This window comes from Nitratireductor sp. WH36-1 (genome assembly GCF_058725515.1).
Map to the genome: position 1 here is coordinate 1,872,549 of NZ_CM178970.1, position 19,422 is coordinate 1,891,970.

The window sequence follows — 19,422 nt, forward strand, 5'->3', positions numbered from 1 at the left end:
CGCTGATGCGCTGCGGATAAACTTCCTGCCCCTCTTTCCGGTGACTTATGTTTGATCTTGGCTGGCCCGAAATCATGGTGATCGCCATCGTCCTGATCGTCGTGGTCGGGCCGAAGGACTTGCCGCGTATGCTGCGCTCATTCGGGCGCACGACGTCCAAATTGCGCAGCATGGCTGGCGATTTCCGCAAGCAGTTCGATGAAGCGCTGCAGGAAGCCGAGCTTGATGACGTGAAGTCTATCGTGGACGACGCGCGCAAGCTCGATCCGCGCAACGAGATCAAGAAGCACCTGAACCCTCTGGAGCAGGTGGGACGTGATATTCGTTCCGGGCTGGATGAGGCCATGAAGCCGCAGGCGGCAAAGTCAGGGCCTCCGGCCTCGACCGAGACGCATGCGGCGGAACCGGCCAAGGCCGGGGCAACCCGCATGCCGGGCGAGGGGAAGGATGGAGCCGCCAAGGCTCCGGCGAAGTCCACGTCTGCCAAGACGTCGCCGAAGGCTACTTCAACAAAGGCGGCGTCGACGAAGGCTACTTCGACAAAGAGCACGGCAGCCAAAAGTACGGCAGCCAAGACGGCCGCTGCAAAGCCGAGAGCGGCAGCCAAGCCGAAGGCCGCCAGCAAGACCACTGCGGCTGGCGCGGCGAAGCGTCCGGCCACCAAGAAGACCAGCGGAGCCTAATGTCGTGAACGCCGAACGAGACGACGACATCGATCAGTCTTCCGCCCCGCTGATGGATCACCTGATCGAGCTGCGTTCGCGGCTCATCTGGGCGATCGGAGGGTTCTTCGTGGCCTTTCTGGTCTGCTTCTTCTTCGCCAAGCAGATCTTCAACCTGCTGGTGATTCCGTTCCAGTGGGCGACCCAGTGGGCCGGTCTCGACGCGGACAAGGTGGACCTGATCTACACCGCGCCGCAGGAATTCTTCTTTACCCAGATCAAGCTGGCCATGTTTGGCGGCCTGGTGATCGCCTTCCCGGTGATCGCCATGCAGATCTACAAGTTTGTCGCACCGGGGCTTTACCGCAACGAGCGCCGCGCGTTCATTCCGTTCCTGATTGCCTCGCCGATCCTGTTCCTGATCGGCGCTGCACTCGTCTATTTCTTCTTCACGCCGATGGTGATGTGGTTCTTCCTGTCCATGCAGCAGGTGGGGCCTGACAACACGGTGCAGATCTCTCTGTTGCCCAAGGTTTCGGAGTATCTCGGCCTGATCATGACGCTGATCCTGTCGTTCGGCCTCGTGTTCCAGCTTCCGGTCGTGACGACGCTCATGGCGCGGGTGGGGCTCCTGACCTCGACCGGGCTTGCCGACAAGCGCAAATACGCCATCGTGGCGGCTTTCGTGGCTGCGGCGATCCTCACGCCGCCGGATCCGGTGAGCCAGATCGGCCTTGCGCTTCCGACCATCCTTCTCTACGAAATTGCCATCTGGGCCGCCCGCATGGTCGAGCGCCAGCGCGAGAAGGAAGCGAACGCGCAGGACGACACCGGCGAGACGGACCAGCCGACCGCCTAGCTCAGCAGGTCATTTCCTGTCTGTCCCGGGGCGGTTCACTGCAATCTCTCCGCGATTGGAAATCAGACATGCTCGACATCAAATGGATTCGCGAGAACCCGCAGGCGCTGGACGAAGCGCTCAAAAAGCGCGGCGCGGACCCTGAAAGTGGGAAGCTCCTGGCGCTTGACGAAGCGCGCCGCCAGCACCTGACGAAGCTTCAGGAGGCGCAGGAGCGCCGCAATGCCGCCTCCAAGGAAATCGGCAAGGCCATGGCATCCGGCGACAAGGATCTCGCCGAGAAGCTGAAGGCCGAAGTGTCTGAGCTGAAGAGTTTCGTTCAGGATGGCGAGGCTGAAGAGCGCCGCCACGACGCCGCGCTCAACGATGCGCTGGCGCGTGTTCCCAACATCCCGCTCGAAGACGTGCCGGTTGGCGCGGACGAAAACGACAATGTCGAAGTTCGCAGGCATGGCGAGCCGAAGCACGCCAACTGGTCGAAAGAGCATTTTGAGATCGGCGAGGCGCTCGGCCTGATGGATTTCGAGCGCGCGGCAAAGCTTTCGGGCTCGCGTTTCACGGTGCTTTCCGGCCAGCTTGCCCGCCTTGAGCGCGCGCTTGGCCAGTTCATGCTCGACCTGCACACGCAGGAGCATGGCTACACGGAAGTGCAGCCGCCGCTTCTGGTGCGTGACGATGCAATGTTCGGCACCGGGCAGTTGCCGAAGTTCACCGAGGACCTGTTCCGCGCCGGTGACGATCACTGGCTGATCCCGACGGCTGAGGTCTCGCTCACCAACCTCGTGCGCGAGGAAATTCTGGAAGGCGACAAGCTGCCGCTGCGCTTTACCGCGCTGACGCCGTGCTTCCGTTCGGAAGCGGGTTCTGCGGGACGCGACACGCGCGGCATGCTGCGCCAGCACCAGTTCTACAAGGTCGAGCTGGTCTCGATCACCGATGCCGAAACATCGATTGACGAGCATGAGCGCATGACGGCCTGTGCCGAGACCGTGCTGAAGAAGCTCGACCTGCCTTACCGCACCATGGTTCTGTGCACGGGCGACATGGGGTTCGGCGCGCGCAAGACCTACGATCTGGAAGTCTGGCTGCCGGGGCAGAATGCCTATCGCGAAATCTCGTCCTGCTCGGTCTGTGGCGATTTCCAGGGGCGTCGCATGAATGCGCGCTACCGTGCGACCGGCGAGAAGCAGACCCGCTTCGTGCACACGCTCAACGGTTCGGGAACGGCTGTTGGCCGTGCGCTGATCGCGGTTCTGGAAAATTACCAGAATGAGGACGGCAGTGTCACGATACCGTCAGCCCTCAAACCCTATATGGGCGGCCTGGAGAAAATCGAAGCATCGAAGGATTGAGACTTTGCGCATTCTGTTGACCAATGACGATGGCATTCACGCAGAAGGACTGGCGACGCTGGAGCGTATCGCCCGCACTTTGAGCGATGATGTCTGGGTAGTGGCGCCCGAAACCGACCAGTCGGGCTTTGCCCATTCGCTGTCATTGTCGGAGCCGCTCAGGATGCGCAAGATCGATGACAGGCATTTTGCCTTACGCGGCACGCCCACCGATTGCGTTATCATGGGCGTGCGGCACGTGATGGACACGCCGCCGGACCTGATCCTGTCCGGCGTCAACAACGGCACCAACATTGCCGATGACGTGACCTATTCCGGAACCGTGGCCGGTGCGATGGAAGGGACGCTTCTGGGCATTCCGTCCTTTGCGCTGAGCCAGGCCTACGACGTCACCGACGAAAGCCGCTACATTCCCTTCGGAACCGCCGAGGCGCTTGCGCCGCCGCTTCTGAAGAAGCTGATCGACCGGCCCATGCCCGAAGGCGTTCTGATCAACATCAACTTCCCCAATTGTGCGCCGGAAGACGCCAAGGGCACTCTGGTGACCGCACAGGGCAAGATGGTGCACGGGCTGAACGTGGAAGAGCGCCGCGACGGGCGCAACTATCCCTATTACTGGCTGCGCTTCGGCCGCCAGCAGGCCGATATTCGCCAGGGCAGCGATCAGGCAGCGATCCGTGACGGCTATGTTTCGGTGACGCCGCTGCATCTCGACCTGACGGCGCATGAAGTGCGTGACCAGCTTTCCAAGGCTCTGGCATGAACGAAGCGGGGCAGGAGCGCGAGAGCTTTGCCGCGTTCATGCTGCGCATGCGCGCACGCGGAATTGGCGGCAAGGAACTCTTTGCCGCCATGGAGGCGACGCCGCGCGCAGGCTTTCTTCCATCGGAATGGTATGCGGCGGCGTGGTCGCAGCGCATGGTGCCGATTGCCTGTGGCGAGGCCATAGAAGGCTGCGACCTGCAGGCAAGGGCGATTGATGCGCTGGAACTCTCTTCCGGGCACCGGGTGCTGGAGATCGGCACGGGGTCGGGCTTCACCGCTGCGGTGATCGCGAGGCTGGCGGGCCGGGTCCTCACGCTCGACCGTTACAAGACGCTTGGTGTGGAAGCACAATTGCGCTGGGAGAATCTGGGCCTCACCAATGTGTCGGCCCGGCATGCAGACGGTTGCGAAGGCGCACCCTCCGACGGGCCGTTCGACCGAATCATCGTGTGGGCCGCTTTCGATGAATTGCCGCGCCGTTTCGTCGACCAGCTTGCCACCGGCGGCATTATGGTCGCGCCAATCGGACCGGGCGACGATGTGCAGATGATGACGAAACTGGCCAAGGTTGGCAGTCGTTTCGAGCGCACAGACCTTGAAAACGTGCGGTTACAGCCTCTTTTCAAAAGCGCTGCCGAGGCCATCTGACGCCCCCGGCGAGGGGCGTTCATCTCAAAATCTGCCCGCAGCTTAACCGCTGAGTAACATTAACGCGATTTAATTGCCCGTGTTCAGGTATTGGGTACGCGGGTAGTCACATGCGTTGCATTACACGGAGTTTCGATCGCGCTATGTTGCGCGGAGCCGCTGTCATTTTGATGGGCGGCGTTGCGGCAGGATGCAGTTCCGATGTGTCCCGCTTCAAGTCCAGCGATTTTGCAGATGCACGGTCGACCAACCGGGCGGTGGCCATGGCCCCTGCCAGCCAGCCCTATCCGGGCGATGTCGGCGGTGTTGACACCACCTACACGGGTTCGATCAGCCGTCAGGGCTCCAGCCCGCGGCCGAACGGTCTCGTGGGCGGTGCCGTCAGCCAGCCTCTGCCCGCGCCGACCAACACACCGGTTCGCGCAGCGACCCGGCCGGTGGACCTGACCAATCAGACCGCTTCCAACGTACAGCGCCAGGCGCTTCCCGCGCCGTCGCAGCCGCAGCCGGCACGCGTTGCCGCAGCGCCCGTACCGGCGCAGCCGCAGCTTGACCGCACGTCGACCGGATCGGTGACGCGCCAGCCTGCGCAGACCGGGCAGGGCGGCGGCCAGACGATTACGGTGCGCGAAGGCGAGACGGTGTTCAACCTGTCGCGCCGGTTCGGTGTGCCGGTTGCCGCCATTCTGGGCGCAAACAATCTTTCCAGCGCATCGCAGCTGCGCACGGGTCAGACGCTGATGATCCCGAGCTATGCCTATTCGGGCAATGCACCGGCTGCCGCATCTGACAATGGTGCGGCCACGCAGCGTCAGGCCGCTGCGCCGCAGCCTGTTCCCAATGAGCCGACGCCTCAGAGAGAGCCGCAGGAGCGCCTCGCGGTTCTGCGCGAGACGCCCCGGCCCAAGCCGCGCCCGCAGGGTTCTGAAACGAACAATGCCGCGAGCAACGCCAATACGAACAGCCAGACGGCGCCGGTGCAGGCCAAGACGGCTTCTGCCGGTTCCTACACCGTGGTTTCGGGCGACACGCTTTACGGCATTGCCCGCAAGACGGGTGCGAGCGTCGCGAACATCAAGGCGGCCAATGGTCTTGCCGATGGTTATCTGAAGGTCGGTCAGATTCTGACCATCCCGTCCGGCAATGTGAGCCAGCCGACGCAGGTTGCAGCGGCTCCGAAGACGGTTGACCGCACGACGACCAGCGCCACGACCCGCGATCCTGCACCGGTGGTGAAAACCTCGACGCAGGCTCAGACACAGGTTGCCGCCGTGGCGAAGCAGAGCAATGAAGTTGCGCCGGACTCGACCGGCATCGGCAAGCTGCGCTGGCCGGCGCGTGGTCGAATCATCTCGGACTTCGGCAGCACCTCGGGTTCCGTGCGCAATGACGGCATCGACATTGCCGTTCCGGCAGGCACGCCGGTCAAGGCAGCCGAAAACGGCGTCGTGATCTATGCCGGCGACGGGCTGAAGGAATTCGGCAACACGGTTCTGGTGCGCCATGACAACGGCATGGTGACGGTTTACGGCCACGCCAGCGCGCTTCGGGTGAAGCGTGGCGAGAAGGTCCGGCGCGGTCAGGAAATCGCCCTGTCGGGCATGAGCGGCAGCGCCGAGCGCCCGAAACTGCATTTCGAGGTGCGCAAGGACGCCACGCCGGTCAACCCGACGGGTTATCTGGAATAGACGTTCCCTGAATAACGAGAAAAAAGCTGCGGCCTGCCAGACCTCCGGTCAGGCTGCCTCTTTGACCCGCCCGAAAGGGCGGGTTTTTTATTGAGGCGAAGCGTTCGGTCGGGGGGATACGCCTTAGGCGTCGAGACGCTTGCCGAGGCGGCCGGCGAGATCCTGAATGAACTGCCAGGCGACGCGGCCCGAACGGCTGCCGCGCGTGGTGGCCCATTCGAGTGCTTCGGCGCGCAGGCGCTCCGGATCGATCTCGAGGCCGTAATGGGCGACATAGCCGTCGATCATCGCCAGATATTCGTCCTGGGAGCATTTGTGGAAGCCGAGCCAGAGGCCGAAACGGTCTGACAGGGAAACCTTTTCTTCGACGGCTTCCGACGGGTTGATGGCCGTCGAGCGCTCATTCTCGATCATGTCGCGCGGCAAGAGGTGCCGCCGGTTGGAGGTGGCGTAGAGGATGACATTGGCGGGCCTGCCTTCAACGCCGCCTTCCAGCGCCGCCTTGAGCGATTTGTACGAGGCGTCATTCTGATCGAAGGACAGATCGTCGCAGAAAAGGATGAAGCGGAACGGCGCGGCTTTCAGGAAAGCCATGAGCTGCGGCAGGGTCTCTATGTCCTCGCGGTGGATCTCCACCAGCTTCAGCGGCGGCTGGCCGGCAGGGGCGGCGCGGTTGATCTCGGCATGGACGGCTTTGACCAGCGACGACTTGCCCATGCCGCGCGCGCCCCACAGAAGCACGTTGTTGGCGGGAAGGTCGCGGGCAAAGCGCTCGGTGTTGTCGGCCAGGATATCGCGCACGCGGTCGACGCCGCGAATCAGCGAAAGTTCCACGCGATTGACCTTTTCGACGGGATCCAGCGTCCGGCGCTCCGCATTCCAGACAAAACAGTCGGCGGCTTCGAAGCGCGGCGGCTCGGGCTGCTGCGGGGTGAGGCGGGCGATCGTATCGATCAGCCGGTCGAGTTTCTCGGACAGCGCTTCGATGGTGTTTTCGGACATGATTTCCTCGCAAAGCTTATGCGCAGACGGGTTGCGTACCGTACGGTACGGTTCTTCCATAAGGGGGCGGGATTTGCAAGTGCGGGAGGCGGCGCGGGGGAGTGTATTGCCGGACGCAGCGTCAGATGTCTGCGCATAAGCGGCCCTGCGGGCCTGTGCACACTGCGCCAACAGTTGCAATGAAGGGGTGAAAGTCTATATTCCGGCCACATTTATGACCAGCCGGACGTCCGGCAGATATCAGGAGTTTTCGATGTTCATCACCCCGGCATACGCACAGGCTGGCGCAGGCGGAGCGCCCGACATCTTTGTCAGCATTCTGCCCTTCGTTCTGATCTTCGTGATCATGTATTTCCTCATCATCCGTCCGCAGCGCCAGCAGATGAAGAAGCGCGCCGAGATGCTGTCGGCTGTTCGTCGTGGCGACACGGTGGTGACGGGCGGCGGCCTGGTCGGCAAGGTGAGCAAGGTCATCAATGACAGCGAGCTCGAAATCGACCTGGGCGGCGGCAACAAGGTTACGGCCGTGCGCTCCATGCTCGCAGAGGTTCGCGTGAAGGGTGAGCCGGTTGCAGACAACAAGCAGCCCGCCAAGAAATAACCGCAATATGACGTGATTGCCGGGAAGGGCCGGCAAAAACGGCCCTCCCAACCTGAACAGACGAGGCCCCATGCTACACTTCTCGCGCTGGCAAACGATACTTATCTGGCTGGCCGTGGCGCTCGGCGTCGCCTACGCGGCGCCGAACATCATTCCGGCATCCTATTTGTCCTCCATGCCGAGCTGGGCGCCTTCGCGGCCAATGACGCTGGGCCTCGACCTTCAGGGCGGTTCGCACATTCTTCTCCAGATCGAGAAGAAGGAACTGATCGAGGAGCGCATCGTTACGACGCGCGACGACATCCGCCGTACGCTGCGTGACAAGCGGATCGGCTATACCGGCCTCACCGGTTCTGGCCAGAGCGTGCAGGTGCGCATTCGCGACGCCGCTCAGATACCCGAAGCCAAGGAGGCTCTGCGCGAGCTGACACAGCCGGTGAATTCCGGCCTGTTCAGTGGCGGCACGGTGACCGAGCTTGCGCTCACCGAACCGGAGCCGGGCCTTCTGCGCTTCACGCTGACGGAAGACGGCATCAACTACCGTGTTTCCTCTGCGCTTTCGCAGTCCATTGAAGTGGTCTCCCGCCGCGTCAACGAGCTTGGCACCACCGAGCCGGTGATCCAGCGGCAGGGCGAAGACCGCATTCTTGTTCAGGTGCCGGGCCTTCAGGACCCGCAGCGCCTGAAAGACATTCTTGGTCAGACCGCCAAGCTGAGCTTCCAGATGGTCGATCAGTCGGTGCCCGTGCAGGAGGCCATCAACAGCCGCCCGCCCATCGGCACGACCATCAAATACTCGGTGGACGATCCGCCCGTTCCCTACCTGATCGAAGACCGCGTCATCGTTTCGGGTGAGAACCTCGTGGATGCGCAGGCGACCTTCGACCAGCGCACCAACGAACCGGTGGTGAGCTTCCGCTTCGACACGAAGGGCGCGACGCGCTTCGGTCAGGCGACGCAGGAGAATGTCGGTCGCCTGTTCGCCATCATTCTCGACGACCAGGTGATTTCGGCTCCGCAGATCCGCGAGCCCATCCTCGGCGGCACCGGCCAGATTTCGGGCAATTTCAACGTCCAGTCGGCCAATGATCTTGCCGTTCTTCTGCGCGCGGGCGCTCTGCCGGCGACGCTGACAATCATTGAAGAGCGCACGGTCGGACCGGGCCTTGGTCAGGACTCCATCGACGCCGGCAAGATCGCCTCGTTGATCGGCGCGGCTCTTGTCGTTGTGTTCATGATTGCCGCTTACGGGCTTCTCGGCGTGTTCGCCGTGATCGCGCTTGCCGCCAATGTGACGATGATCATCGCGATCCTCTCGGCGCTCGGTGCAACGCTGACGCTGCCGGGCATTGCCGGTATCGTGCTGACCATCGGCATGGCGGTGGACTCCAGCGTGCTCATCTTCGAGCGTATTCGCGAGGAGAGGGCCGGCGGGCGTTCCCTCATTCAGGCGGTCGACACGGGCTTCTCCAAGGCGCTGGCAACCATCGTCGACGCCAATGTGACGACGCTGATCGCCGCCGTGATCCTGTTCTATCTGGGTTCGGGTCCGATCCGCGGTTTTGCCGTCACGCTTGCCATCGGTATCGCGACGACGGTCTTCACCGCCTATTCGCTGACGCGCTGGATCGTCGCCGAGTGGGTGCGCCGCCGGCGTCCCCGTGAGCTGCCGCGCACGCCGCTGCGTTTCGTGCCTGACAACACGAAGATCGGCTTCATGAAGCTGCGCCGCGTGACCTTCACGCTTTCGGCTCTGGCTTCCATCGCGGCTGTGGCGCTGTTCATGACCGTCAACATGAACTACGGCATCGACTTCAAGGGCGGCTCTTCCATCGAGGTGCAGTCCCGCGAAGGACCGGCTGACATCGGCGATATCCGCGCGCGTCTGTCGGAACTCAATCTGGGCGACGTTCAGGTGCAGGAGTTCGGCGATCCGCGTGAGGTGCTGATCCGCGTTCAGGCGCAGGACGGCGGCGAGAATGCCGAACAGACCGTCATCGCCAAGGTGCGGGGCGAGCTTGAGGACGCCTATGAGTTCCGCCGCGTCGAAGTGGTGGGGCCGACCGTCTCCGGTGAGCTTGCGCGTGCCGGCACGATTGCGGTTCTGGTCTCGCTCCTGGCGATCCTGATTTACATCTGGCTGCGCTTCGAGTGGCAGTTTGCCGTGGGTGCGATTCTTGCCACACTGCACGATGTGATCATGACCGTCGGCTTCTTCGTGATAACCGGCATCGAGTTCAATCTGACGAGTATCGCGGCGATCCTGACAATCGTGGGTTACTCATTGAACGATACAGTCGTGGTCTATGACCGCGTGCGCGAGAACCTGCGACGGTTCAAGAAGATGCCGCTTCCGGAGCTTCTGAACCTGTCGATGAACCAGACGCTGTCGCGCACCATCATGACCTCGGTGACGACGCTTCTGGCGCTCGGTGCACTGTTCGTCTTCGGTGGCGAGGTGATCCGTTCCTTCACGGCCGCGATGATCTTCGGTGTGGTGATCGGCACCTACTCGTCGATCTTCATCGCCGGTCCGCTGCTGATCCTGTTCCGCATGCGCTCCACCGGGGCGCTGGGCGCAGAGCAGAAGGACGATGATGCGACCGGTTCGGACACGACCGGACAGATGCCGGCCAAGTGATGGCGGGCGGCATTGAAATACGCGCGGCCCATTTCCCGGGCCGCGCTCCCATCGACGCTTACGGCAATGGCGGTTTTCGCTTTGCCGACATGTCGCATCGCGGTTCCATCCTGTGCATGCCTTCGGGCATTCACGGGTGGGACGTGGCGGCTTTCGAAGGGCTGTGCGAGGGCGACTTCACCAGGCTGTTCGACGAAGCCGCCGACTTCGATATTCTGCTTCTTGGCACCGGAAAGACCCTGATCCCTGTGCCAGCTGAACTGCGCAAGCGCTTCCGGGCGGCCGGCGTGGCGGTCGAGCCCATGGCGACGGGCGCCGCGGTACGCACCTACAATGTGCTGCTTGCGGAAGACCGCACGGTTGCAGCAGCGCTGATCGCTGTCGACTGAGATGGCCGAAACGCAGCCTTTTGTCATGTCGGTGGTGCGCGACGCCGATCCCGACCGCTATCTCTCCGTGCTGTACGCACCGGAGGAAAAGCGCCCGGCGCTGTTTGCACTTTATGCATTCAATGCAGAAGTGGCGGGCATTCGCGACCGGGTGAGCGAACCGCTTCCCGGCGAGGTGCGGCTGCAGTTCTGGCGCGATGTTCTGACGGCCGAGGCTGCGCCTGAGAGTGCGGACGGTTCGCCGCTCGCGGTGGCTCTTCTGGAGGCAATCCGCACGCATGGGCTGCCCGTGCAGCCGCTGCTCGACCTTCTCGAAGCGCGCATCTTCGATCTCTATGACGACCCGATGCCAAGCCGCAACGACCTGGAAGGCTATTGCGGCGAGACCGCTTCGGCTCTGATCCAGCTTGCCGGACTGGTGCTCGACACGCCAGCCGCCATGCGCGCCTCGGAACTGGCAGGCCATGCCGGCTGTGCACAGGCCATTGCCGGCCTTTTGCGCATGCTGCCGATCCATCGCCGGCGCAGGCAGTGCTACATTCCGGGCGATCTGTTACGGGCCGCCGGCACCACACGCGAAAATCTTCTGAGCGGCGAGGACCGTGACGCTGCGGCGCGCGCCGTGGCGGCAATGGTCGCCCTTGGCAAACATCATGCGGCGGCATTCGAGGCAGGCGCGAAGGCGCTGCCGGCTTCTCTGCGTCCGGCATTCCTGCCTGCGGGGCTTTCACAGGCCTATCTCAAGCGCCTTGAGGCCAGCGGGGCTGCGGCACTCGAAGACATCGTGACGCTGCCGCAATGGCGACGGCACTGGCTGATGTTCCGGCGTGCCACGAAGGGATGGGGATAACCCCAGGACCTGAACCTCAAAGCGCGATCCGTTTTTCGGTTGTTCCGACGCTTCATTTACAATCCGGATTGTCCCTGATGCGCCCCAAGGGGCGCACGGCGATTGACGATGCCGTTGTCCAATTTACGCCGCGTCCGCATGGTCTTTGATCATCGGCTCATTGATCGGGGGAAGGTTTGTGGCTGAAAATCTGAACAAAAATCATGCGGCCACGGGGTGGCTCGCATCAGCGCTTGAGGCGCTTGTCGCCATGGGCGATGCCGTGGCGCGCTTTCCCGTCACCGTGTTTTTTCTCTTTTTGACCGCCACCTACGCCAACGCGCTTGTTGCGGATATCGATCTTGTGCCCGCCGCCCTTCTTGGCGCGGCCAACAAGGATGACCTCCTCTTTGCGCTGATCGCCGCCGTGATAGCCTCTTTTGCCGCAACCCTGTTTGCGCGGGCCCGGCAGCTTTCAGCGTTGATCAGCGTGGCATTGCCGGTGCTCGCCGGTGTTGCCGCCTTTGCGGTCATGTGGCCGGACATCACCGAGCGCACGGTGGAATGGGCGTTTGTGCTCTCCCTGATGGCGCTTGCGCCCATTGCGCCTTTCGCATGGCGGGGGACGGGCGATGCGTTCTGGATGTTCACGGCGCGGCTGGTATTCGCCGTGGGGCTAGGACTGTTGGCGTTTGCGCTGTTCGGCGGCGGGATTTCGGCCATTCTGGCAAGTCTGACCCATCTCTTCGGGATCGATGTTCCGAATGATCTCTATGAGCATATCTGGGCCTCGATCGGCCTGTTCGTCGCACCGCTCTTCGGGCTCGGGCAGACGCCGCGCACCTTCGATGAAGAGCCGGGCGGCCATGAGCATGCGCTGATGCAGAGCGGGATGCGCGCGCTGGGTGATTTCGCCGCCGTGCCCATGCTCATCATCTATGCGCTCATTCTGCACCTCTATGCGGCCAAGATCGCGATTACCGGAGAGGTTCCGCAGGGCCAGATCGGATGGCTGGTGCTCACATATGGCGTGTGCATTGTCGCCGTTCTTCTTCTGACAAAGCCGTTTCTGGACACCGCCCGTGCGCCGACGCGCTTCTTCGTGCGTTTCTGGCCGCTGTTCCTTCTGGCGCCGCTGGGGCTTCTGTTCTACGCGCTCGCTCTGCGGGTAGGGGCGTTCGGCTGGACGCCGCAGCGCTATTTCCTCGGCCTGTTCGGTCTGGTGACGCTCGCGCTCGTCGGGATGCAGGCGCTGCCGCGTCTGCGGGGCGATATCCGCCTCATCGCCGGCATTCCGGTTCTGGCGTTGCTTTTGGGCAGTTTCGGGCCGCAGGGTGCGCTCGACTGGTCGGTGCGGTCGCAGACGGCGAGGTTTCTGGAACTCGTCAACGATACGCCGCTCAGCGTGGAGGCGAAATCCGAGGCGCTTTCGGTGCTGCGTTATCTCAACGGAGAGGACGCCGTTGGCGCTGTGGAGCCTGAAGGTTTTGCGCTGAGCCCGGACGGCAATGCATATCGCGAAGTGGCCATCGCCTGGGGGCTCGATCCCGACAATCCCGTCCATGTGGATCGAAACGGGGTTTTCTACAGCAACCCGTTGATCGTTGCGTTCAAGTCGGATGGTTTCGATGTCGTTGTCCAGAATGCGATTTTCCTGGACGGGGAGCCGGGTACTTTCGATATCGTTCTGCCGGATGGCGGAAAGATCGCGCTTCTGCTGAAGCAGAATGCGGTTTCGGTGAAAACCGCGGACGGGGTTGAAGGGCTGTTCCCCGTGGAGGAAGAACGCATCGCATCTCTCGCCTCACAGGATGGGCAGACGGTGATGTTCTCTCTGGAGGCTGAGGGGCGAAAGATCCTCATCGTGCCATCTCATCTCCACGCCACGTTCGAGCCGGAGCTGGAGTTGCGCAACATGACCGGGACGCTGCTTCTAAGGCTTGAAGACTGGAAGTAGGGCGCAGCCAGGACTGAATAAAAAAGGGGAAGCCGGCATTGCGGCTTCCCCTTTCTCTTTGTGGGCTCTCGTTCGAGAACCTGCCTATTCGGCGGCCTGGCTTGCCGGCTGTGCAGCGAGCCATTCCTTGAAGTCGACCAGCGCGCGCGCCGTCATCGCCTTCTTCTTGGCGACGGTCTTCTCCTTGCCGCGGAGGCGCTTGCCTTCGGGCTTCGGCACCTCGACGGGCGGGAACAGGCCGAAATTGACGTTCATTGGCTGGAAGGAGCGTTTGCCCGGCTCATCGTCGGAGATGAGATGCCCGCCGGTGATGTGGTTGAGCAGCGCGCCGAAGGCAGTGGTCCCGGGCGGCGTGGAGATCGGCTGACCCAGACGCTCGGATGCGGCAAAGCGACCGGCGATCAGGCCCATGGCCGCACTTTCCACATAGCCCTCGCAGCCGGTGATCTGACCGGCAAAGCGCAGGCCGGGGCGGCTCTTGAGCTGAAGCCGGCCGTCGAGAAGCGCAGGCGAATTCAGATAGGTGTTGCGGTGCAGGCCGCCGAGCCGTGCGAATTCCGCATTTTCCAGACCGGGGATCATGCGGAAGATGCGTGTCTGCTCGGCATATTTCAGCTTCGTCTGGAAGCCGACCATGTTGTAGAGCGTGCCAAGCGCGTTGTCCTGGCGCAACTGCACCACCGCATAGGCCTTTACGTCGGGATTGTGTGCATTGGTGAGGCCCATCGGCTTCATCGGTCCGTGGCGCAGCGTCTCCGGTCCGCGTTCCGCCATCACCTCGATGGGCAGACAGCCATCGAAATAGGGCGTGCCTTCCCATTCCTTGAACTCGGTCTTGCCGCCGTCGAGCAGTGCCTGGATGAAGGCTTCATACTGCTCCTTGTCCATGGGGCAGTTGATGTAGTCCTTGCCGGTGCCGCCGGGGCCGACCTTGTCGTAACGCGACTGGAACCATGCGGTGCCTAGATCGATGGAATCGAAATGGACAATTGGGGCGATCGCGTCGAAGAAGGCGAGCGACTGCGCGCCCGTGGCCTCCGAAATGGCTTCCGCCAGCGAGGGCGCGGTCAGCGGGCCGGTGCAGATGATTGCCTGATCCCACTCTTCCGGCGGCAGGCCGGTGACTTCCTCGCGCTCGATGGTGATGAGCGGATGCGCCTCAAGCTCTACGGTGACGGCTTCGGAAAATCCGTCGCGGTCCACGGCCAGCGCACCGCCGGCGGGCACCTGGTTGGCGTCGCCGCAGCGCATGATGAGGGAGTCTGCGAGCCGCATTTCCGCATGCAGCAGGCCGACCGCATTCGTTTCCGCATCGTCGGAGCGGAACGAGTTCGAGCAGACCAGCTCGGCAAGCCCGTCGGTCTTGTGCGCATCGGTGCCGCGCACCGGCCGCATCTCGTGGAGAATGACGGGAACACCCGCTTGTGCCGCCTGCCAGGCAGCTTCGGAACCGGCGAGACCGCCGCCAATGATGTGTATCGGTTTCATGGGGGAGGAGATAAGCCGCCGGACCATGGAATGCAACGGTGGATGGCGTGTGGCGCTAACCAATTATAGAGGCGGCTCTGCCATCCGGTTTCGCAATCAACAGGGGCGTTTTATACTGTGCGAATGGAATTTGGAGCATCACGGGCGGGGCTGCTTGCAGCGGCGCTGTGTCTGGCATGTGTGACTGGGCCGGCGGCGGCGAAGGCGGAGCGCATCTATCTGTGCAGCGGCTATGGCTGTGTCTATAAGAAGAGCATGACCCTGGGGGCGGCTGCGAAGCAGCGGCTGACCGCGATCATGGCGGGCGGCAGGTCTTCCGCAAGCGCCGAACGGGCGGCCATCAGAAAGGCGGTCCGCTATTTCGAAACACTGGCGACACAGACCTTGGGCGTGCGCGATGGCGCGAAGTCCGGACCGGGCGGCGCGCGGGTCTATGGCCAGATGGACTGCATCGACGAGTCGCGCAACACACGGACGCTCCTGACCTATCTGCAGCGCCACGGGCTGCTGTATCATCACACCGTGCGCAGGAACGCCGCACGCGGCTTCTTCATCGACATCCGCTACCCGCACGCCACTGCCGTGGTGCGCGCGAAGGATGGCCGGGACTGGGCTATCGACAGCTGGTACGAGCCGGCCGGCGGTGCGCCGGACATCATGCAGCTTTCTGAGTGGAAGAAGCGCGGCGTGCGCGGCGAGCGCTAGCGCATCCGGCGCGCGTGCATGGAAGCGGAGGGGATAAAAAAAACGACACCCGCCGAGGGAGGAGGTTCGGCGGGTGTCGTTATAGGGTGACCGGCAATTTTGGGAGGAGGAGGTTGCCGGTCTATTCGTCAGGGTTGGGAGGAGGTAACCCGGACGAAATCTATGAAACTCAAATCCTGACAGCGCCCATATAGGAAGGCTTCTGCCCGGAAACAACACCCGCCGAGGGAGGAGGTTCGGCGGGTGTCGTTATAGGGTGACCGGCAATTTTGGGAGGAGGAGGTTGCCGGTCTATTCGTCAGGGTTGGGAGGAGGTAACCCGGACGAAATCTATGAAACTCAAATCCTGACAGCGCCCATATAGGAAGGCCTCTGCCCGGAAACAACACCCGCCGAGGGAGGAGGTTCGGCGGGTGTCGTTATAGGGTGACCGGCAATTGGGAGGAGGAGATGCCGGTCGTTTCCTTCGAAGTTGGGAGGAGGATAACTCCGAAGGAATCTCTAAAACTCTGTCTGGCGGGCTCTTACGAGGCTTACCGCCCTTTTTACAACCCCTGCCGAGGGAGGAGGTTCGGCAGGGGTTGTTTTGGGTGACCGACAATTGGGAGGAGGAGTTTGTCGGTCATATCCGTCAGGATTGGGAGGAGGTAATCCTGGCGAAACTGAATTAGCTGCTGTCCTTAGACAGACTTGCGTGCAACGAACGGGATGTCGCCGCGGGAGATGCCCAGATCGTTCAGTTCACGGTTGGACAGGCGGCTCAGCTCGTTGACGGTCTGACGGTAACGGCGCCAGTTGCGGTAGTTGCGAATGATGTTCATCTTGCTGCTCGCTTCGTTCGAATATTCTGTGTTCGTCTTGTGAGCAGGAGATAGTCCCAAGCCGCCCGGCTTTGAAGTGACAATGTTGCATGACAGCAATGCGATTTGTGCAATGCAACATGGCCTTTTTGCGGCTGCTGCATGGCTCGGGTTTGGCGCGGTTCTAATCGGTTTATAAAAAGCACGGTGGGAGCGGGGGATGCGGCCGGTATGCGCAAGGGGGCCGAAGCGATCAAAAAAGCCCTGAATCTTGCCAATTTTGCTTTGATAGACTAGGTGCAGGTGATATAGAACCCGCGCTTTCGGAAGCTTAAGGCGTTCCTTGGGTCTTTCGAAGCGGGTGTGGTGGAATTGGTAGACACGCAGGATTTAGGTTCCTGTGGCGCAAGCCGTGGGGGTTCAAGTCCCTCCACCCGCACCAGAAGGGCCATTCCCGGTAAGTATCCCCGACAGGAAGAGCGGTGGGCGCCGTGAACGCGGCGGCAAAAGCGAATACAAAGGTATGATGGATGCAGGTAACCGAAACTCTCAATTCAGGGCTCAAGCGCGAACTTAAGGTCGTTGTTCCTGCCAAGGACATGGAGGCGCGCCTCGCTGAGCGTCTCAACGACGCAAAGGACAAGGTGAACCTCAAGGGTTTCCGCCCCGGTAAAGTGCCCGCGCAGCACCTGCGCCGCGTCTATGGCAAGTCTTTCATGGCTGAAGTCGTGAACGAGATCCTCGCAGGCACGCAGAGCATCCTGACCGAGCGCGGTGAGAAGCCGGCCATTCAGCCGGAAATCTCGATGACCGAGGACGAGAAGGAAGCCGACAAGGTTCTCTCCGGCGATGCCGACTTCGAATTCTCCATGTCCTATGAAGTCATTCCGCCGATCGAGCTGAAGGATTTCTCCGACATCAAGATCACGCGTCAGGTCTATGACGTGACGGATGAGGAAGTCGAAGAGCAGGTCAAGCGCGTTGCCGACTCCGCCCGCACCTACGAGGTGAAGAAGGGCAAGGCGGCTGACGGCGACAAGGTCAAGATCGACTATCTCGGCAAGATCGACGGCGAAGCCTTTGATGGCGGCGCTGCCGAGGATTCCGAGGTCGTGATCGGCATGAACCAGTTCATCGCCGGTTTCGAAGAGCAGCTCGTGGGCCTGAAGGCCGGCGACGAGAGCACGATCAAGGTCACCTTCCCGGAAGAGTATGCGGCAGCGCATCTCGCCGGCAAGGAAGCCGAGTTCGACATCAAGGTCAAAGAAGTCTCCAAGCCCAACGAGATGGAGATCAACGACGAGACCGCACAGCAGCTCGGCCTTGAATCGGCTGACAAGCTGCGCGAGATCGTTCGTGGCCAGCTCGAGAACCAGTTCGGCCAGGTGACCCGCCAGAAGGCGAAGCGTCAGATCCTCGACGCGCTGGACGAGGCTTACAAGTTCGAAGCGCCGTCCAAGCTCGTGGAAGCCGAGTTCGAGAACATCTGGAACCAGGTGACCCGCGATCTCGAGGCTGCCGGCCGCTCCTTCGAAGACGAAGAGACGACCGAGGAAGAGGCTCGCGAAGAGTATCAGCGTCTTGCTGAGCGCCGCGTGCGTCTGGGCCTGGTTCTCTCCGAGATCGGCGAGAAGGCAGAGGTCAAGGTTGGCGACGAAGAGATGCAGCGCGCGCTCATCGAATCGATCCGCCGCTACCCGCCGCACCAGCAGCAGGAAATCTACGAGTTCTATCGTCAGAACCCGCAGGCCATGGCCAACATCCGTGCGCCGCTCTTCGAGGAGAAGGTCATCGACCATCTGCTCGCTGAAATCGCGGTCACCGACGAGAAGGTCTCCCGCGACGAGCTGATGGCTGACGACGAGGACGAGACCGAGGCGAAGCCGGCGAAGAAGGAGAAGGCTGCTCCGAAGAAGAAAGCCGCTCCGAAGAAGGCTGCTGCCAAGAAGAAGGAAGAGGGCGAATAAGCCTCTCCTTTTTGAAAGTTCGAGAAAGGCCGTCCTTCGGGGCGGCCTTTTTCTTTTTGCGGTATCTGGCTGGTGGGCTGGAGCGACGGCGCGGGCATTGCCGCTCTTAAACGGGCATGCGAAGAACCTCCCTGATTTCCGAATATGACACTTGCGGTATTCGCACGAGCCTGGGGAGACTGTGATGTTCGAGCCGTATCTGCGCCTTTGGAAGCTCGCCATTGATGGTGAGCCGATCGTTACCCCGGCAGCGAACCTTCTGCCGGTGCTTCGAGGGGACGAGCCGGCAATGCTCAAACTGTTCTCCAGCGCGGATCAGAAGCGCGGGGCGAGCCTTATGACATGGTGGAGCGGGGACGGGGCGGCAGAGGTTCTGGCGTGCACTGAAGGCGCTCTGCTTCTTGAGCGCGCCACCGGCGCTCGCTCTCTGGCGGACATGGCGCGTGGCAATGATGATGATGAGGCCTGCCGTATTCTCTGCGCCACCGCCAACCGCCTGCATCGCAGCAGGCCCGGCCCCATGCCTGAACTCGTTCCTTTAAAGCGCTGGTTCCGGTGCCTCGAACCGGCGGCGGCCAGGCATGGCGGTATCCTGATCCACTCGCTTGAGACAGCGCAAAAGCTTCTTGCCGAGCCAAAAGAGCAGGTCGTCCTTCACGGCGACTTGCACCACGGCAATGTGCTTGATTTCGGCAAGCGGGGCTGGCTGGCCATCGATCCGCATGGCCTGACGGGTAATCGCGGCTTCGACTTTGCGAACATTTTCACCAACCCCGATTTGAGCGATTCCAGTCGACCGGTCGCAACGCAGCCCGGCCGCTTTCAGCGACGCCTGGCGGTCGTTTCCGAGGCGGCGAAGGTGGAGCGCCGCACCCTGCTTCAGTGGATTCTCGCATGGACCGGCTTGTCGGCGGCGTGGTTTCTCGAGGATGAGAACCCATTGGCGGAAGTGGATCTGAAAATTGCCGCACTGGCGGCCGCGGAGCTTTCGCGGTGAGACGTCGCTTGCGGCATGTTGAGGCGAATTTTCTCCCTGTGAGAGGGGAGCGGAGGCTCGTGCTTGTGAGAA

Annotated in this window: 17 protein-coding genes and 1 tRNA gene; 15 read left to right on the plus strand and 3 right to left on the minus strand. The window is 62.1% G+C overall.

Annotation, left to right across the window (positions count from 1 at the left end; all coding sequences use genetic code 11):
• Window positions 1-47 precede the first annotated feature (47 nt).
• The 6 genes from tatB to AC4PTT_RS08875 all read left to right on the plus strand — a co-directional run bounded on the left by tatB (window position 48) and on the right by AC4PTT_RS08875 (window position 5,974).
• A complete protein-coding gene (tatB, locus tag AC4PTT_RS08850; protein WP_492162527.1) occupies window positions 48-683 on the plus strand; it encodes a Sec-independent protein translocase protein TatB in 636 nt (211 codons plus the stop codon).
• A gap of 52 nt (window positions 684-735) precedes the next feature.
• Window positions 736-1,521, plus strand: a complete 786-nt coding sequence (gene tatC, locus AC4PTT_RS08855) for a twin-arginine translocase subunit TatC (RefSeq protein WP_283800913.1) — start codon at window positions 736-738, stop codon at window positions 1,519-1,521.
• A gap of 68 nt (window positions 1,522-1,589) precedes the next feature.
• Window positions 1,590-2,873: a serine--tRNA ligase gene (gene serS / locus AC4PTT_RS08860; RefSeq protein ID WP_492162528.1), complete on the plus strand. Its 1,284-nt coding sequence runs from the start codon at window positions 1,590-1,592 to the stop codon at window positions 2,871-2,873.
• 4 nt (window positions 2,874-2,877) lie between these two features.
• A complete protein-coding gene (surE, locus tag AC4PTT_RS08865; protein ID WP_206546364.1) occupies window positions 2,878-3,636 on the plus strand; it encodes a 5'/3'-nucleotidase SurE in 759 nt (252 codons plus the stop codon).
• The gene (locus AC4PTT_RS08870; protein WP_283800867.1) at window positions 3,633-4,286 is read left to right on the plus strand and encodes a protein-L-isoaspartate(D-aspartate) O-methyltransferase; all 654 of its coding nucleotides are present in this window, start codon (window positions 3,633-3,635) and stop codon (window positions 4,284-4,286) included. Before surE ends, AC4PTT_RS08870 begins: the two co-directional genes overlap by 4 nt.
• A gap of 203 nt (window positions 4,287-4,489) precedes the next feature.
• Window positions 4,490-5,974, plus strand: a complete 1,485-nt coding sequence (locus AC4PTT_RS08875) for a peptidoglycan DD-metalloendopeptidase family protein (RefSeq protein WP_432516231.1) — start codon at window positions 4,490-4,492, stop codon at window positions 5,972-5,974.
• 123 nt (window positions 5,975-6,097) lie between these two features.
• Here the strand turns inward: AC4PTT_RS08875 and AC4PTT_RS08880 are convergent, their stop codons facing one another.
• Window positions 6,098-6,976, minus strand: coding sequence for an ATP-binding protein (locus AC4PTT_RS08880; protein WP_492162529.1), 879 nt, complete (start codon window positions 6,974-6,976; stop codon window positions 6,098-6,100).
• A 253-nt stretch (window positions 6,977-7,229) separates the two neighbouring features.
• Here AC4PTT_RS08880 and yajC point away from each other — a divergent pair, with 253 nt between their 5' ends.
• The 5 genes from yajC to AC4PTT_RS08905 all read left to right on the plus strand — a co-directional run bounded on the left by yajC (window position 7,230) and on the right by AC4PTT_RS08905 (window position 13,393).
• On the plus strand, window positions 7,230-7,577 hold the full coding sequence (yajC, locus tag AC4PTT_RS08885) for a preprotein translocase subunit YajC (RefSeq protein WP_113156340.1): 348 nt from the start codon (window positions 7,230-7,232) through the stop codon (window positions 7,575-7,577).
• 70 nt (window positions 7,578-7,647) lie between these two features.
• Window positions 7,648-10,218, plus strand: coding sequence for a protein translocase subunit SecDF (gene secDF / locus AC4PTT_RS08890; protein WP_206546361.1), 2,571 nt, complete (start codon window positions 7,648-7,650; stop codon window positions 10,216-10,218).
• Window positions 10,218-10,607, plus strand: coding sequence for an Mth938-like domain-containing protein (locus AC4PTT_RS08895; protein ID WP_492162530.1), 390 nt, complete (start codon window positions 10,218-10,220; stop codon window positions 10,605-10,607). Before secDF ends, AC4PTT_RS08895 begins: the two co-directional genes overlap by 1 nt.
• 1 nt (window position 10,608) lies before the next feature.
• The gene (locus AC4PTT_RS08900; protein WP_492162531.1) at window positions 10,609-11,457 is read left to right on the plus strand and encodes a phytoene/squalene synthase family protein; all 849 of its coding nucleotides are present in this window, start codon (window positions 10,609-10,611) and stop codon (window positions 11,455-11,457) included.
• 178 nt (window positions 11,458-11,635) lie between these two features.
• On the plus strand, window positions 11,636-13,393 hold the full coding sequence (locus AC4PTT_RS08905) for a DUF4153 domain-containing protein (protein ID WP_492162532.1): 1,758 nt from the start codon (window positions 11,636-11,638) through the stop codon (window positions 13,391-13,393).
• An 84-nt stretch (window positions 13,394-13,477) separates the two neighbouring features.
• Here the strand turns inward: AC4PTT_RS08905 and trmFO are convergent, their stop codons facing one another.
• Complete coding sequence (gene trmFO, locus AC4PTT_RS08910; RefSeq protein WP_492162533.1) at window positions 13,478-14,881, minus strand: methylenetetrahydrofolate--tRNA-(uracil(54)-C(5))-methyltransferase (FADH(2)-oxidizing) TrmFO; 1,404 nt, start codon at window positions 14,879-14,881, stop codon at window positions 13,478-13,480.
• Between the two features lie 123 nt (window positions 14,882-15,004).
• Here trmFO and AC4PTT_RS08915 point away from each other — a divergent pair, with 123 nt between their 5' ends.
• Window positions 15,005-15,586 carry a hypothetical protein gene (locus tag AC4PTT_RS08915; RefSeq protein WP_492162534.1) on the plus strand — a complete coding sequence of 194 codons (582 nt, stop codon included), beginning with the start codon at window positions 15,005-15,007 and terminating at the stop codon, window positions 15,584-15,586.
• Between the two features lie 680 nt (window positions 15,587-16,266).
• On the opposite strand, the gene AC4PTT_RS08920 is transcribed toward AC4PTT_RS08915, so the two are convergent.
• On the minus strand, window positions 16,267-16,407 hold the full coding sequence (locus AC4PTT_RS08920; RefSeq protein WP_008599151.1) for a DUF1127 domain-containing protein: 141 nt from the start codon (window positions 16,405-16,407) through the stop codon (window positions 16,267-16,269).
• 336 nt (window positions 16,408-16,743) lie between these two features.
• Between AC4PTT_RS08920 and AC4PTT_RS08925 the strand changes: the two genes are divergently transcribed.
• The 3 genes from AC4PTT_RS08925 (at window position 16,744) to AC4PTT_RS08935 (ending at window position 19,350) form a co-directional block, all read left to right on the plus strand.
• Window positions 16,744-16,828: transfer RNA gene (locus tag AC4PTT_RS08925), tRNA-Leu, on the plus strand.
• Window positions 16,829-16,916: 88 nt separating this feature from the next.
• Window positions 16,917-18,353 (plus strand): trigger factor, encoded by a 1,437-nt coding sequence (tig, locus tag AC4PTT_RS08930; protein ID WP_206548883.1) that lies wholly within the window; start codon window positions 16,917-16,919, stop codon window positions 18,351-18,353.
• Between the two features lie 184 nt (window positions 18,354-18,537).
• A complete protein-coding gene (locus tag AC4PTT_RS08935; RefSeq protein WP_299935304.1) occupies window positions 18,538-19,350 on the plus strand; it encodes an aminoglycoside phosphotransferase family protein in 813 nt (270 codons plus the stop codon).
• The last annotated feature ends 72 nt before the right edge of the window (window positions 19,351-19,422 follow it).

What these genes read in the sequence shown, in the direction of transcription:
- tatB (WP_492162527.1), top strand. Translation starts at nt 48, where the DNA reads ATGTTTGATCTTGGCTGGCCCGAAATCATGGTGATCGCCATCGTCCTG.
- tatC (WP_283800913.1), top strand. Translation starts at nt 736, where the DNA reads ATGGATCACCTGATCGAGCTGCGTTCGCGGCTCATCTGGGCGATCGGA.
- serS (WP_492162528.1), top strand. Translation starts at nt 1,590, where the DNA reads ATGCTCGACATCAAATGGATTCGCGAGAACCCGCAGGCGCTGGACGAA.
- AC4PTT_RS08870 (WP_283800867.1), top strand. Translation starts at nt 3,633, where the DNA reads ATGAACGAAGCGGGGCAGGAGCGCGAGAGCTTTGCCGCGTTCATGCTG.
- AC4PTT_RS08880 (WP_492162529.1), bottom strand. Translation starts at nt 6,976, where the DNA reads ATGTCCGAAAACACCATCGAAGCGCTGTCCGAGAAACTCGACCGGCTG.
- yajC (WP_113156340.1), top strand. Translation starts at nt 7,230, where the DNA reads ATGTTCATCACCCCGGCATACGCACAGGCTGGCGCAGGCGGAGCGCCC.
- secDF (WP_206546361.1), top strand. Translation starts at nt 7,648, where the DNA reads ATGCTACACTTCTCGCGCTGGCAAACGATACTTATCTGGCTGGCCGTG.
- AC4PTT_RS08895 (WP_492162530.1), top strand. Translation starts at nt 10,218, where the DNA reads ATGGCGGGCGGCATTGAAATACGCGCGGCCCATTTCCCGGGCCGCGCT.
- AC4PTT_RS08900 (WP_492162531.1), top strand. Translation starts at nt 10,609, where the DNA reads ATGGCCGAAACGCAGCCTTTTGTCATGTCGGTGGTGCGCGACGCCGAT.
- trmFO (WP_492162533.1), bottom strand. Translation starts at nt 14,881, where the DNA reads ATGAAACCGATACACATCATTGGCGGCGGTCTCGCCGGTTCCGAAGCT.
- AC4PTT_RS08915 (WP_492162534.1), top strand. Translation starts at nt 15,005, where the DNA reads ATGGAATTTGGAGCATCACGGGCGGGGCTGCTTGCAGCGGCGCTGTGT.
- AC4PTT_RS08920 (WP_008599151.1), bottom strand. Translation starts at nt 16,407, where the DNA reads ATGAACATCATTCGCAACTACCGCAACTGGCGCCGTTACCGTCAGACC.
- tig (WP_206548883.1), top strand. Translation starts at nt 16,917, where the DNA reads ATGCAGGTAACCGAAACTCTCAATTCAGGGCTCAAGCGCGAACTTAAG.
- AC4PTT_RS08935 (WP_299935304.1), top strand. Translation starts at nt 18,538, where the DNA reads ATGTTCGAGCCGTATCTGCGCCTTTGGAAGCTCGCCATTGATGGTGAG.